This window comes from Paenibacillus sp. FSL R5-0378, assembly GCF_038009285.1.
GTDB lineage: Bacteria > Bacillota > Bacilli > Paenibacillales > Paenibacillaceae > Paenibacillus_AQ > Paenibacillus_AQ favisporus.
In genome coordinates this window covers 1,986,365-2,000,166 of the sequence record NZ_JBBPAY010000001.1, presented here as the reverse complement: position 1 = coordinate 2,000,166, position 13,802 = coordinate 1,986,365, and the positions used below count along the sequence as shown (strand labels likewise).

Below are 13,802 nucleotides of genomic sequence, written 5' to 3'. Positions count from 1 at the left end.
CGGTCGATTGTTCATTTAATCCTCCACTGGCTAAAGGAATGACAGCTGCCCGCCAATTTGACGGATGTGGTTGACATCGGCCCACAGGATAAAATAATTGTAGAACGTTTCCCCGATTTGGACAGGACGGGGATACCTCACAATGAGGGCGGCCTGTTTATTCATTTCCGCTGGTTGGTCGACCGAGGGAAAAATAAAGCAGGCCTCTCTGGTTTGTATTGTCTGCATGACAATCCGAGGAGAAGAGCCGTAAGGCATCAATGGATGAAAAGCTTCGGAGCTGCATACATCGGCAATCCTGTCGCCGGCTGAAATCGCAGATACCTGAAAAAAACCGTCTGTCCCTTCGGCTCTCTCTTCGCTGACCCGGCGCCAGGTTGCGGGATATGGAAAGGATACCCTGAACACGGAGCTTGTGAAGATGTTTTCCGGAACCCTTCTGACGCGAGGAGACCACTGCAAGGCAGTAATCCGGCCGCCGCTGAGGACCTTCACTGGCATCATCCCGCCAATATCGACTATCCAGATTTGACTTGCGCTTGTTGCACCTGCACAACCAGATAAATACGCGATTTTGCCGCCGTCCGGCGACCAGGCAACAGGAGTGGCAAAACAGTCGGAAGCTGCCAACGTCCTTTGATTCTGACCGGTACGGCTATCGATTTGAATGAGAGAATAATAGTTTGGCTCCTTATAAGCGGTTGCGCTATAAGCGATGCTCCGGGAGTCCGGAGACCATGTCGGTAGAAAGTTTTTGGCAAGCGGTCCGCCCTTCAGCCTGTAGATGGTGCCGCTGGCCAGATCCACCGTCGAAATGATGGAGATACTGACACCGGGGAACGTATAAAGAGCAACGGCTCCGTCCGGAGAAAGCCGAACGTCATGTAGCGGTCCGTCCGTATTTTGCGTGATTTGTCTCCGATTTGTCCCATCAGTCCGGATACGGAAGAGCTGGGTAATGCCGGTGGTATCCGGAGCCGCGAACAGAAGCTCCGTACCTGAAGGAAACCACTGGGCATCGCTGGCTCCCTCCTCAGGGATGGCATAGCTTCGATGTGAGAATGTATCATAGATGAGGATCCGCCCGTTTTTGACATACGCGAGAAAACGGCCGTCCGGGGACCAGTCCAGCAGCGTGTATGGTTCGATTTGGTCGATCCTTGCGACAGCAAGCGTCACCGTATCCAGCAGGTGAACCACGTTGCCAATGCCGATGAAAGCGATACTCCTGCTATCCGGAGACCAATAGGGAACCGAAAATTCCGCACCAAGCCCTATCGTAAGTTGAAAATGAAGACCGTCCTGCGGTCGGTAAAGCCAAATGTCGAACGTTCCACCGCGGTCCGACGTGTAAGCAATCCTTCCTTGAAGGGGATCGTGAGAAACAGCTTGCAAGCGCCAACATCCTCTCCTGAATCATCTTATACTTCAGTTGTATTCAGTGAAAGGTGGTTAGGCAACTGTCCCATAGTTAATTTCGCGTCATTCAAGGCTTCTCCCGATTACTCAGTGAAACTCATCTTCTTGATAACCAAGTCTCCCCAACTCATAATCTGCTATTTTCATCATAAAAAGACTTGAATCCTGCCACATGCGGTGTCATTATAAACAAGGGACTGTCTGCAAAACTATTCATCACTAGATCACGCTTACTAGAGGAAACTTCAGCAGGAAGCCGGAACTTTCGTGTTGGAGTCGAAACATCCAAACCCATATGAATACGGAGGACAGGATTCATGAAAACGATTAAGCTTGGCAGCAGCAGCTTGGAAGTACCTGTAGTTGCAGTAGGCTGCATGCGCATCAACTCCCTGGACAAAAACGAAGCGGAGCGTTTCGTACAAACGGCACTGGAGCAAGGGGCTAATTTCTTTGACCATGCCGATATCTATGGCGGCGGTACATGCGAGGAAATTTTCGCAGACGCCATCCATATGAACAGCGACGTCCGTGAGCAAATTATTCTTCAATCCAAATGCGGAATCCGTCAGGGCATGTTCGACTTTTCCAAGGAGCATATCCTGAATTCGGTAGACGGAATTCTGAAAAGACTGAAAACCGATTACCTGGATGTTCTGCTGCTGCACCGCCCGGATGCATTGGTTGAACCGGAAGAGGTTGCTGAAGCGTTCGAGCAGCTGGAATCCTCCGGCAAAGTGCGCCATTTCGGCGTATCCAACCAGAACCCGATGCAAATCCAACTGCTGAAAAAATTCGTGAAGCAGCCGATTGTAGCCAACCAGCTGCAGCTCAGCATCACGAACGCCACGATGATTTCCGCCGGCATTAACGTGAACATGGAAAATGAATCGGCCGTAAATCGTGACGGCAGCGTCCTGGATTTCTGCAGACTGAACGACATTACGGTTCAGCCTTGGTCGCCTTTCCAATACGGCTTCTTCGAAGGCGTGTTCCTTGGAAACGACAAATTCCCGGAATTGAACAAGAAGATCGACGAAATTGCCGGTAAATACGGCGTAACCAATACGACCATCGCTATTGCGTGGCTCCTCCGCCATCCGGCCAATATGCAGCCGGTCATCGGCACGATGAACCTTGAGCGTCTTCAGGACTGCATCAAAGCAAGCGATGTGACCTTGACCCGCGAAGAATGGTACGAAATTTACCGCGCAGCCGGTAACATTTTGCCATAAATCAATTGCATAAGGCCGCTCGTATGTACAGACGGCAAAACAGAAGCAGCCTCAAGTCGACGACTTGGGGCTGTTTTCGTTTTCGATGAGTGCCTTGAGTGTTCGTTGACGGTAGCGGATAAAGGCCCTCATGTATTTTTCCAACACGAGCGCATCAAACATCCGCCCAACCCATCCGAACGGAGCGCTGAAATCGAGAATGTCCCTGACCAGCGTTCCTCCGGCAGCCTCCTCAAATTCATGGCGGTGAGTCAAATGGCGAAAGGCCCCCTTCTGCATCTCGTCGGTAAAAGAATAGGGCTTATCCATCTCGGTCACCTTCGAGGTCAGCCGCTGCCGAATCCCAAAGTGCCTTGCTTCGAACACCACCGTGTCCCCGGCTTCGAGCAAACCGCTCATCCTTCCCCCGACGACCCGCTCATGGGTGTGAGGCCAGACCGTTCGGGAGTGGTCATCCACATTTCGGGAGACGTCAAAGCAGACTTCGATCGGGGCATATATCATCATTTCTTCTCGTATCGTCGACATACCGTTTCATCCTGTCTTGATGGTTTAAAATGTCCTAAGCAAATCGCCCGCCATATTTCCGAACTGCCGGATATCCGCTAAATAATCGTAACCTCCCGGATTGCTGAGCTGGTTATACATCCGAACGACCACCGCATCATACTCCGGAATGACGAGACAGGCACATCCAGTAATTCCAAGCACCTGGTAGGCTCCGCCAGGCAGCCGTTCGCCTAGCTGGTTCAAGGGAGTGTCCCGCTGCAGCCACCAGATGAATCCGTTGAGCGGTTCATGATCCGGCAAGGATTTCGGGGTTTGCGGAGAAACGATACGATCAAATACGCTTTCGGGAATCAGCTGGTCCCCTCCAATGTTCCCTTTGTTCATATGAATTGCACCCCAGTGTGCCAAATCCCTTGTGCTGGCAAATAAATTGCTTTGGTCCCCGGCCGTGCTATCATTAGGTCCAACCCAGGTGTCCGGATCCTCATAATAGTTATAAATCATTTCTTCCCGCGCTTCCGTTCTCCAGCCCGTTTCGTGAAGCCCGTAAAGATCGAAAACGTTTCTTTGCATATATGTACTGAGTGGATGTCCCGCTAATTGATGGACTAATTCGGTGAGCAGAGCGATGCCTGTATTTCGATAGGCCCAATCGCCGCCAGCAGGAAATTCACAAACGAGCTTGCCCTGCATTTCCATCAACCCGTGGGTATGGGTAAGGAGGTGCCTCAGCGTCACTTCTTCAGCTTGTGGGATGTCCTTATCTAAATAACGACAGATCGCATCGTCAATGCTGTGAATTTCCCCCTGTTCGATCAGCAGGCTGATGGCAAGGCCCAAATACGTTTTGCGAATGGAGGCTACGTTGAACTGAGTTTTCTCGTCTACAGATCGGGAATCCGGTTCGGATCCATGCCTTCCACCGTACCATTCATTCACCACTGTATCTTTATGAATAATGTAGACTGCCGCCGCCGTAGCTCCGATCCTGCGTTGCACCTGATGGACATAATCATTCAGGGGTTGAAAGTGGCTGCTTTGAGTATGCTTCAATGGAATTCCCCTTTATCTTTGATAATTCTAGGGCTAGTACACCATCAATCCTTCGATCCCTCTAAATTGCAAAATTTCCTCCCGGTCATCCGTCTTGATCCACGCCTCATGCTCATGGGCGATATTAACGAGCCAAGGCTGACTGCCTTTAAAAAAACATAAATCCTCCAATAAATTGGGCCACACCCAGTCATACAGGCCATCAGCGGACTCCAAAATCAGCTTCTCCAATGGGGGCTGGCAATCAAAATAATATACGTCAGCATAATGCCCAAACAGTTGGGTTCCCGGCCAAGCGTCCTGCTTCTTGACCGTTTTGACGTAAGGCTTTAATTGTTCGGACAGCGCCTCCATTGCAGGAGTTAGCGTTAGTTGATCCTTTTTGACCAGAATGAATTCATCGCACACACGGAATGCCATCGAAATCAAACCCTCATAAGCTCTGCCGCGGGGTTCCTCTAAAATGTATATCAAAAGCTCCCTCCCTTGCTTACCGTTGTGGCATCGTATTAAAAAAGTTCTTCCCCTGGATCATCCAATACCGCTCCGCTTCCGGCACCAGTTCCAGAAAATCACGATATTCCCCAGTCCATCCCTCGGGGACATAATGCTCGAAGGACATCGGTTCCGGGAACAGCGAATACAGCACGCGATCATCGAAATGGACGTAAAGCGCTGGAACAAACTCGAGAACCTCGTCTTGATGCTGAAAAGAGTCCCGCAAATCCACGAGCATTTGAGAGAGCTCCGTTGAAGGCACCCGAAAGTCCTCGATAAGACGAAAAAATTCAGCTGCCGTGGTTTCATCCAGCACTTCAATACCGAAGCGGTCTTCCATTTCCACATTCAAAAACCAGTATTCTCTCTCCGTTATGTACCAGCTCCACTGGTTTCGAAAAACTACACCAACGATAATATTGTGGGCGTATTCAGGCATTAGCTTCATGCTGCTCTCCTAACGGTTACAAGATGGTTCTGCCAAAAGACAGCCTCTTTCGTTCATTACTACTATGCTACTCTATTTCCATGATACTCACCGAATCATTCCATGAAATACGTCAAGCGGGTAGAACTCTTTCCGTAACAACCGCCTGGTGATCTGCTTGATGACCTTCGCTTCCCGCAGCTGTTCATCCGGCTGATGGAGCAGCGTATCGATGGCAACCCACCGGCCATCCATAATTTCATCATTCTGTATTCTTAAAGCGTCACCCGCTGCTTCGCCGACAAAATGAAACAAGATCACCTGCTGACCAGTGGCGCTTCGAAACGGGTATACCCCAGTAACAGCCTTCAGCCGTACGTCCAGTCCAGTCTCCTCCTTAACTTCCCTAACAGCGGTCTCGGCCAAATCTTCCCCCGTCTCCCGCCGCCCTGAAGGAAAGTTCCACAGACCATACGCGGAGGCCTTCTTCTCCTGGATCATGAACACCTCTCCGTTCCGCAGAACGGAAACGCTGGCGACAATGATGTTTTCTTCTGGGTTCATTCTATCTCTCCGTTTATGTTCAATTTTCCCTCCAAATTCCCGATACCGCATGCTATGATAGCGATGGGCCTATGAACCATAATAGACGAACAGGGGTGATTTGGAGAATGAAAAAAAGCATTTTACTTTCTCTAAGTGTGATTCTATGTACAGGGATCAGCCTGGGCACCATCAGTCATGCTCAAGCGGCAGGTCAAGTGAAGAAGTACCAGAACTGCGCTGAATTAAACAAAGATTACAAGGGGGGCGTCGCCCGCTCGGCTTCCGTCAAAAACAAAGGCGGCAAGACCAAATTTAAGCCTTATGTTTCTAAGGAGCTCTATGACGCCAACAAAAGCAAGGACCGGGACAAAGATTTGATCGCGTGTGAAAGATAACGAACAGATGATGAACAGTGTTCTAGCAGCATGATCCCTTAACTATGAGGTCGTGCTTGTTTTCGTTTTGACCCGTTCGAAGATGGCCGCATGACCGGCTCTAGTAAACCAGCTCGCAATCCCGATGCTCCCATACGTCAAACAGGTTGCCGTCCAAATCCTCGAGTACGAAAAACTTTCCGTACTTTCCTTCGTCGCTTAGGTTGCCTACCTTGACATCCCCGGCCTGTAACCGGCTGTGCAGCGACACGATATCGTCCGAAAAAAAGGTGATGACCCAGCGCTTTCTACCGTTCACTTCGAACACCGCTCTCGAATCGTGCTCACTTTGGATCAGATCAAGAATCGGCCGGTTCTCTCTGAACAAGCTCAGATAACCGTCGCGCTTATTGCGAATGTTAAATCCGAAATGCTTCACAAACCATTCCGCCGATTTCTCCACGTCTTTCACCGGGATAACATTATAAGCAATCCCCAGGATTCGCCCAGATTCCATATCCGAACCTCCCATTTGGAATTTATACCCAAATACATTTTACAAGAATGTATGTTCGCATGTAAAGCAAAAATATTAGATATCAATCTGTGGTCCCGATCATACTCGGCTCGCTGTCATCTGCCGAAGCCTCGACTACATTTTCCCCTTCGCTATCCACTGCAAAAAGTCAAAGCTTCTCTCCAGACATGCCTGATAGGCTTGGGGAAGGTAGCTTTTGGAGTAAGGGTTCATGAAACCATGCGCCCCTTCGATGACGTGGACGTGCGTGTTCTGACGATGCTCCAATTTTACAACGAGCTCTGATACGTTAAAGGATTTTTCGTTCCTTGCAAAAAACAATAAAGCCGGGCACTTCGGCTCCGTTTCGGCGTAATTGCGAATTCTTGATCCGTAAAATCCGACGATCCCGTCGATTTCGGATGCACTGCACAGCCAGGCAATGGTTGCTCCAATGCTGAAGCCGACGATCATGATGCAGTCGTATTGATCCCGGTGATCTCGTACCATTTGCCTCACTTCATCAGCGGCTCGGTCAAAGCCGATCCGGCTCACAAAATAGGAGTAGGCCTCTTCTTCTTGTTCATATGGAAAAGGCTCCCGTTTCAGCAGGTTCGGGGTCAGCACCTTGTAACCCGCCTGGGAGACCTTATCGCGAAAAGCGAGAATATGCTCGTTAAGCCCATAGATTTCATGGAGTATGATGACCAGTGCCTTTCTGGATGTTTGAAAATTCATGTTTGCCATCTCTTTCTATAGTAAATAATTAGAGCTCTGCTATCGTGACTAGCTGTAGTCCTCGATAAGAGACAGCTTTCCATCCCTGACCGTAAAGACCGACCTTCCCTGTAACCGAATGGTATCCCCAGCCTTTACACCGTCAGGAAGATCTGACGCCAGCACACCCGTGTAATCAATGTCCGCCTCAAACCGGCCGCCTATCTCCCGAAGCTCCAAGATCGTTTGATGTCGGATCGAAAACAGGGCTGCCGCCTTTTCCGCCAAAGCCCGAAATGGCTGCAGTCCATTCGTTTCCACCGAAACCTCGTTACCGACGATATTTCTGAAAATGACATCCGGATGAAGCACACTTAACATCCCCTCGATGTCAAATGTGTTATAAGCTTCGATATAATGGCGAATGAGCAGCTCGGCATCCTGTTCTAACAGTTTCCGGTAAATCTTTTCATTTTCCTTGTCAAAGCAAACAAACTGCACCTTCTTGATGGAGGTCTGCGGATGAGCCGATAGAAACTCCTTTACCGCACGGATGGCGATCGGCGCTGCCAACGTCTTGGGAAAACCATAGATTCCCGTGCTAATGTTGGGAAAAGCTACGCTTTCCAGCTCGTACTGATCAGCCAGTTCCAGCGATTTGATATAGCAACTGTGCAGCTTGGCCTCTTCCTCATGCTGTCCGCCGTTCCACACGGGCCCCACAGTATGAATAACATATTTGGCCGGCAGCCGGCCAGCCGTCGTGATCACGGCTTCGCCTACGGGGCAGCCTCCCTGTCTAGCCCGGATTTTCTTGCATTCCTCAAGAATTTCGCTCCCGCCGGCACGATGAATGGCCCCGTCGACGCCGCCTCCGCCCAGCAGGCTCGTATTCGCAGCATTCACGATGCCATCCACTTCAGCGCGGGTAATGTCTCCTTGGATTAATTCAATCACGGTAGATTGAAAGTTTCGTTCCATGCATCGTTCTCCCTTCCGCCTGAATCTTCCAGCACGGGGAGGTCGTGGTAGACGTTTTCCCCATTCCCCTCACCCTCTCTGATCGATACGGACCGTTTTATACGGAGCCGCCCTTATCCATATTTCTGATGTAATCCGCCATGCGCCGCATCATTTCCATTCTTGTAAAATGGTATTGTTCGTATAAACCGTGCGCATCTTTGGTAGCAAGCAGGCCGTTCAAATCTTTGAACTCATCGGCATTGGTAATCGTGCCGACCAGCTTTTTCCCGATGCCGTGCCCCCTATACTCCTCATCCACAAACACGTCGCACAACCAATACATCGTGGCCCCGTCAGTCACGACCCGCGCAAAACCGACCAGCCTGTCTCCGATATAAGCCCCGTAGCAAATGGAATTTTCGATCGACTTCAGGATTGTTTCCCTGGGCCGTTTATTCGCCCAATAGCTCCGCGACAGAAAATCGCAAACCTTATCCAAGTCCAGTTTCGACTTATCGGTGCTGATCACCAAATCTCCGTCAATATTTTCCATATATATCCACCCTTTATGTATTTAAGGGCAATAGTATCAAGTCTGATTCCAAAGTTCAATCGTTTTTTTGCAAAACAAAAAGAATAAGGCCCGAGATTTCTCGGGCTTTATTCTTAGGCTTGGGTTCTACGGATCGCCGGGTCCGGTTTTCCTTTCGAAAAGCCGGCTTTAAGCGCCGTGTACCCTCATGTCATTTTTAATTTAGGGGGTCATCGTATTAATCGTTGTCACGCTGACGCGCACGGGCTTCGCCGCCTTTTTCACCGATTTTACGGTAAAAGTCCTTGTCATGCGACTCGGCTGTAGCCTCTCCGCCTTTGCGGCCGATTTCCTGATAAAATTCTTTGTCATGATTTTTCGCCGTGGCTTCTCCACCCATACGGCCTCGTTCTTCCGGACTCATTTTGCCATTTTGGTTATTTGCCATGATCAATCACTCCTCTGAATTTTTGGGAATTTCCTTCACGACATGTATTTAACCGCATGAAAAAATATTAAACAGGTTCTCTTCCCGTTTATCGGCATGAAATTTTTACCTTTTTCCCGAGCGACTTAATCTATTATCCATTACCTAAACGTTTAAGTTATTTAACGCCATACTAGGCACCTTTTTCTGTATCACCCTATATTCACAAAAAGGGAGCGTCCCCACTCTATCTGCTGCGGTTTCTTGTATAACGTCGTCATTTCTCTTTTCCCATTGACAATATCGTTACACGATTATTAATATTAATTTGTAAAGTTAACGATAACTTAATAAAAGGAAGTGTGTTGTGCGTTGAAATCCATTGAACAGGAAATCCGCAGGGAATGGACCGAGCATATCCTCCCCTTTTGGGCGGGATTGCGGGATGACCGGCATGGGGGATATTACGGTGAAGTGAGCGTAGACCTACAAACAGACACCCAAGCTCCCAAGGGCGGCATCGCCACCGCGCGCCAGCTGTGGTCTTTTTCCGCAGCTTACCGGGTAACCGGCGATGAGATATGGGCATCCCATGCAAAGCATGCCTATTCGTTTTTGAAGGACCGGCTCATTGACCGGGACCACGGCGGCATGTACTGGATGGTCGATCATGAGGGACAGCCGCTGGACACGCGCAAGCATGTGTATGCCCAGTCTTTCGCCGTCTACTCGCTCAGCGAATACAGCCGGGCCACCGGCGATGCGGAGGCGCTTGAGCTGGCACGCGAGCTTTTCGGGCTGATTGAAGAGAAGGGATACGACACCGGCATTCAGGCTTATAAAGAAGAGTTTGACCGCGAGTGGCATGAGCGCACAAACGAAATGCTCAGCGAAAATGGAATTAACGCGGACATCACGATGAACACCACCATCCATGTGCTTGAGGCGTATACGACACTGTATCGCGCATGGCCGGATCCCCGGGTCCGCTCCGCACTGGAGAATTTGCTGTCCATGCTCTACAACCGGATTTATGATCCAGAGAAAAAGCGTCTGAACGTATTTTTTGACCGCAGCTGGAACTCCCTGCTGGACCTGACCTCGTTCGGTCATGACATCGAAGCCAGCTGGCTCATTGACGATGCGATGAAAGTCATCGGTTCCGACCATGCCGATTACGCGAAGATGGTGGTAGACATCGCTTATCAGATCGCCGATACCGCAGTTTCGGAAGACGGCTCCCTGATGAACGAGCAGGATGGGGACCGTATCGACGATACCCGCATTTGGTGGGTTCAGGCCGAGTCTATGGTCGGTTTCTACAATGCCTATCAGCGGACGGGCGATACCCGTTTTCTGGACATGATCGACCGGATGTGGACGTATACGAAGACCCATATCATTGACTCTAGAGGCGGCGGCGAATGGTATTGGTCGGTTCAGGCGGACGGGCAGCCGGACCGCCGCGAAATAGCCGGACCTTGGAAGTGCCCTTATCATAACAGCCGATTTTGTATCGAAATGATTGAAAGGATGAATGAAGCATGATCCATGAAAAATACGCCGAGCTGGCTTCCCGCCAGGAGGAACTGTTGTCCCGGCCCAATGAGCGGAATACGGAGTTTTACAACGGAGTCTATGACCGATACAAGTACCCTGTGGTCACCCGCCACCACGTACCGATCCATTGGAGGTTTGACCTGGATGCGGAGCGCAATCCGTTCTTTATGGAGCGGCTGGGCATTAACGCCACGCTGAACCCGGGAGCTATTTATCACGATGGTAAATATATTTTGGTCGTACGGACCGAAGGTCTGGACCGCAAGTCGATATTCACCCTAGCTGAGAGCGAGACCGGAATCGATAACTTCCGTTTCGTGGATCAGCCGCTGGTCTGGGACGATATCGACCCGAACGAAACAAATATGTACGACATGCGCCTCGTCAAGCATGAGGACGGCTGGATTTACGGGATCTACTGCTCCGAGCAAAAGGACCCGGACGCACCGGCTTATGATACGTCGAGCGCTGTAGCGCAGGCCGGACTTGTCCGCACCCGGGACCTCAAAACCTGGGAGCGTCTGCCGAACATTCAGACCGGTTCACCGCAGCAGCGGAACGTGGTGCTTCATCCGGAATTCGTGGACGGCAAATATGCGTTCTACACGCGTCCACAGGACGGCTTCATTTCCACCGGTTCGGGCGGCGGGATTGCTTTCGGGTTGTGCGATAACATCCTGAATCCGGTCATTGACCAGGAGACGGTGATCGATGAGCGCCGGTATCATACGGTGTACGAAGTGAAGAACGGTCAAGGGCCGGCTCCCATCAAAACCGACCGCGGCTGGATCCACATCGCCCACGGCGTCCGCAACACGGCGGCGGGTCTCCGCTATGTCCTGTATACCTTTGCAACCAGCTTAGACGATCCTGCCAAAGTTATTGCGAAGCCAGGCGGCCACTTCATCGCACCGTACGATGACGAACGCGTCGGAGACGTCTCGAACGTGATTTTCTGCAACGGAGCCGTCGTCAACGAGAAGAATGAGGTCTTTATTTATTATGCTTCAAGCGATACCCGCATCCATGTGGCCACAACGACGGTAGACCGGCTGGTCGACTACACGTTCAACACGCCGGCGGATGAGTTCCGTTCGCTGGATAATGCGGCCCAGCGCGCCAAGCTGATCGCACAGAACGAACAGCTGCTGGGCGAGCGCGCTTAAGTTATAACCAACACTGTACAACCCGGCCTTATTTAGATACATCTTTCTTTATTCGTTTGCCAAAGCAGGATATACTTGTACTATATGATGTATGGAGCGTCCGGCTGCCGCAAAGGCAGCCGGCGTTCAATGTAACGGACCTTTTTCGAATAACCAATTGTTGTAAGGAGATGGTGGAATGAACAAGCATATCACCTTGCGGGACATCGCCGAGCGAATGGGCGTCAGCAGCGTCACCGTCTCAAAGGCTTTGAATGACAAGGAAGGCGTCAGCGACGAATTAAAGGAGCGGATCAAGCAGCTCGCGGACGAAATGGGGTACCGCATCAACAAAGTCGCCAAATCGATGAAAGAAGGCTTAACCTATAACATCGGCGTCGTCATTCCCGAGCGTTTTACCGGACAGACGCAGTCTTTTTACCTGAAAGTGTATCAGCAGATTTCGATGGCCCTTGAGCCATACGGCTACGACGGCATTCTGCATATTTTGTCCGCCGAAGACGAGAAGCTGCTCCACCTGCCGCGCATCTACTATGACCGCAAAGTGGACGGATTCATCCTCCTTGGTCAGATCAGTAAGCCTTATATCGAAGCGCTGGAGCATATGGAACAGCCGAAGCTGTTTCTCGACTTTTATGACGAGCATTCCGACATCGACTCGGTGACGACCGACAATTTCTACTGCGCCTATGAAATCACGAACTATCTGGTCCAGCAGGGACACCGGAAGATCGGCTACGTCGGCAATCTGTATTCGACCAGCAGCATCCAGGACCGATACCTGGGTTACTATAAATCTTTGCTCGAGCACCGAATCCCGTTGAACAACCACTGGATCGTCAATGACCGTGATGAGGAAGGAACGCTGATCGATATGGAACTGCCGGAGGATATGCCTACCGCCTTCGTCTGCAACTGCGACCGTGTTGCCCATTTGCTCGTCCTCAAACTCAAATCGCAGGGTTACCGTGTACCCGAGGACTGCTCGGTGGTCGGGTTTGATAATGATGTGTTCGCTACCCTGACTGAACCGCACCTGACGACGGTAGAGGTCGATACGCCGCAAATGGCCCAGACCGCCGTTCATTCCCTGCTGAAGAAGATCAGCTCGCCGGAAATGCGCTTCGGCCGCGTTCTTGTTCAAGGCAAAATCATTTACAGAAACTCCGTCAAGAAAGCAGGCTCTACAGATTGAGTCGGACCGTGATCCCACCTTACGATGCTGCGGCATGCTGATCTTCCGCTTCGCTATGCATCCGATTTCGGCGGCGTCCAGCCGGCCGCTTGCGACCAATTATGCGCTCTCTGCAGAATCTCCCATACGACAGGACCCTTTCCCTCCACATATTTCTCACGTTCGTGCTGAAACCGCTGCATCAGGCGATACTTCTCGGCCGCATAACGCTGGCAGTCTTGGGGATGCTCGGGCAGATAGTCCCGGAACAATAGGGTCAGCTGCTCGGACCAGCTCCCTGCCTGCCGTACATGGATATGCGTTCTGCGAGTGCCGGGAACTTCACGAAAGTATTTTTTCGTCAGGTCGGGATTATCCTCCCTGTGCACAAAACCGACAGACTCCATCTTGTCCCGGAAACGCGCAACATCCTGCAATGCCGCTACCGACACCTGAACATCGATGATCGGCTTCGCATCCATCCCGGGAATAGAGGTCGAACCCACATGGTCGATTCTCACGGCAACCTCCCCCAAGGCTCCTCTTAGTTTCATCCCCAATTCAGAAAAGAGATGTCTCCACGCCGGATCATACGGCTCAATTCTCCACTGGTTTTCCATATCTGGCTCCTTTCCTGGCGACACAAAAGAGAGGAATCCACACAGGACGCCTCTCTGTCTTCAT

17 protein-coding genes and 1 pseudogene are annotated in these 13,802 nt (G+C 50.8%); 5 read left to right on the top strand and 13 right to left on the bottom strand.

Going from position 1 to position 13,802, the window contains the following annotated elements; translation table 11 throughout:
* Positions 1 to 30: 30 nt before the first annotated feature.
* Positions 31 to 1,395: a PD40 domain-containing protein gene (locus MKY74_RS09410; protein WP_076173320.1), complete on the bottom strand. Its 1,365-nt coding sequence runs from the start codon at positions 1,393 to 1,395 to the stop codon at positions 31 to 33.
* Between the two features lie 341 nt (positions 1,396 to 1,736).
* Between MKY74_RS09410 and MKY74_RS09405 the strand changes: the two genes are divergently transcribed.
* Positions 1,737 to 2,654 carry an aldo/keto reductase gene (locus MKY74_RS09405; protein ID WP_076173321.1) on the top strand — a complete coding sequence of 306 codons (918 nt, stop codon included), beginning with the start codon at positions 1,737 to 1,739 and terminating at the stop codon, positions 2,652 to 2,654.
* Positions 2,655 to 2,705: 51 nt separating this feature from the next.
* Here the strand turns inward: MKY74_RS09405 and MKY74_RS09400 are convergent, their stop codons facing one another.
* The 5 genes from MKY74_RS09400 to MKY74_RS09380 all read right to left on the bottom strand — a co-directional run bounded on the left by MKY74_RS09400 (position 2,706) and on the right by MKY74_RS09380 (position 5,706).
* On the bottom strand, positions 2,706 to 3,182 hold the full coding sequence (locus MKY74_RS09400; RefSeq protein WP_076173322.1) for an SRPBCC family protein: 477 nt from the start codon (positions 3,180 to 3,182) through the stop codon (positions 2,706 to 2,708).
* Between the two features lie 24 nt (positions 3,183 to 3,206).
* On the bottom strand, positions 3,207 to 4,217 hold the full coding sequence (locus MKY74_RS09395) for a serine hydrolase domain-containing protein (protein ID WP_076173323.1): 1,011 nt from the start codon (positions 4,215 to 4,217) through the stop codon (positions 3,207 to 3,209).
* A gap of 33 nt (positions 4,218 to 4,250) precedes the next feature.
* The gene (locus MKY74_RS09390; protein WP_084204037.1) at positions 4,251 to 4,691 is read right to left on the bottom strand and encodes a hypothetical protein; all 441 of its coding nucleotides are present in this window, start codon (positions 4,689 to 4,691) and stop codon (positions 4,251 to 4,253) included.
* 16 nt (positions 4,692 to 4,707) lie between these two features.
* Positions 4,708 to 5,163: a hypothetical protein gene (locus MKY74_RS09385; protein WP_076173324.1), complete on the bottom strand. Its 456-nt coding sequence runs from the start codon at positions 5,161 to 5,163 to the stop codon at positions 4,708 to 4,710.
* Between the two features lie 87 nt (positions 5,164 to 5,250).
* On the bottom strand, positions 5,251 to 5,706 hold the full coding sequence (locus tag MKY74_RS09380; protein WP_076173325.1) for an NUDIX hydrolase: 456 nt from the start codon (positions 5,704 to 5,706) through the stop codon (positions 5,251 to 5,253).
* Between the two features lie 107 nt (positions 5,707 to 5,813).
* Here MKY74_RS09380 and MKY74_RS09375 point away from each other — a divergent pair, with 107 nt between their 5' ends.
* A complete protein-coding gene (locus MKY74_RS09375) occupies positions 5,814 to 6,083 on the top strand; it encodes an excalibur calcium-binding domain-containing protein (protein ID WP_076173326.1) in 270 nt (89 codons plus the stop codon).
* A 100-nt stretch (positions 6,084 to 6,183) separates the two neighbouring features.
* On the opposite strand, the gene MKY74_RS09370 is transcribed toward MKY74_RS09375, so the two are convergent.
* The 6 genes and pseudogenes from MKY74_RS09370 to MKY74_RS09345 all read right to left on the bottom strand — a co-directional run bounded on the left by MKY74_RS09370 (position 6,184) and on the right by MKY74_RS09345 (position 9,239).
* Positions 6,184 to 6,579, bottom strand: a complete 396-nt coding sequence (locus MKY74_RS09370) for a VOC family protein (protein ID WP_076173327.1) — start codon at positions 6,577 to 6,579, stop codon at positions 6,184 to 6,186.
* A gap of 135 nt (positions 6,580 to 6,714) precedes the next feature.
* On the bottom strand, positions 6,715 to 7,317 hold the full coding sequence (locus tag MKY74_RS09365) for a dienelactone hydrolase family protein (RefSeq protein ID WP_076173328.1): 603 nt from the start codon (positions 7,315 to 7,317) through the stop codon (positions 6,715 to 6,717).
* A 48-nt stretch (positions 7,318 to 7,365) separates the two neighbouring features.
* Positions 7,366 to 7,710, bottom strand: a complete 345-nt coding sequence (locus MKY74_RS09360; RefSeq protein ID WP_258875325.1) for a nuclear transport factor 2 family protein — start codon at positions 7,708 to 7,710, stop codon at positions 7,366 to 7,368.
* Between the two features lie 24 nt (positions 7,711 to 7,734).
* A pseudogene (locus tag MKY74_RS09355) lies at positions 7,735 to 8,277 on the bottom strand (O-acetyl-ADP-ribose deacetylase); the annotation flags it as partial.
* 97 nt (positions 8,278 to 8,374) lie between these two features.
* Positions 8,375 to 8,812 (bottom strand): GNAT family N-acetyltransferase, encoded by a 438-nt coding sequence (locus MKY74_RS09350; protein ID WP_076173329.1) that lies wholly within the window; start codon positions 8,810 to 8,812, stop codon positions 8,375 to 8,377.
* Positions 8,813 to 9,029: 217 nt separating this feature from the next.
* Positions 9,030 to 9,239 (bottom strand): KGG domain-containing protein, encoded by a 210-nt coding sequence (locus MKY74_RS09345; protein WP_076173330.1) that lies wholly within the window; start codon positions 9,237 to 9,239, stop codon positions 9,030 to 9,032.
* Positions 9,240 to 9,590: 351 nt separating this feature from the next.
* On the opposite strand from MKY74_RS09345, the gene MKY74_RS09340 reads away from it, so the two are divergent.
* The 3 genes from MKY74_RS09340 (at position 9,591) to MKY74_RS09330 (ending at position 13,139) form a co-directional block, all read left to right on the top strand.
* Positions 9,591 to 10,766, top strand: a complete 1,176-nt coding sequence (locus MKY74_RS09340; RefSeq protein ID WP_076173331.1) for an AGE family epimerase/isomerase — start codon at positions 9,591 to 9,593, stop codon at positions 10,764 to 10,766.
* Positions 10,763 to 11,944, top strand: coding sequence for a glycoside hydrolase family 130 protein (locus MKY74_RS09335; protein ID WP_076173332.1), 1,182 nt, complete (start codon positions 10,763 to 10,765; stop codon positions 11,942 to 11,944). The genes MKY74_RS09340 and MKY74_RS09335 overlap by 4 nt, the downstream gene beginning before the upstream one ends.
* 178 nt (positions 11,945 to 12,122) lie before the next feature.
* Positions 12,123 to 13,139 carry a substrate-binding domain-containing protein gene (locus tag MKY74_RS09330; RefSeq protein WP_076173333.1) on the top strand — a complete coding sequence of 339 codons (1,017 nt, stop codon included), beginning with the start codon at positions 12,123 to 12,125 and terminating at the stop codon, positions 13,137 to 13,139.
* 53 nt (positions 13,140 to 13,192) lie between these two features.
* Here the strand turns inward: MKY74_RS09330 and MKY74_RS09325 are convergent, their stop codons facing one another.
* Positions 13,193 to 13,738, bottom strand: coding sequence for a GrpB family protein (locus MKY74_RS09325; RefSeq protein WP_076173334.1), 546 nt, complete (start codon positions 13,736 to 13,738; stop codon positions 13,193 to 13,195).
* Between the last annotated feature and the right edge of the window lie 64 nt (positions 13,739 to 13,802).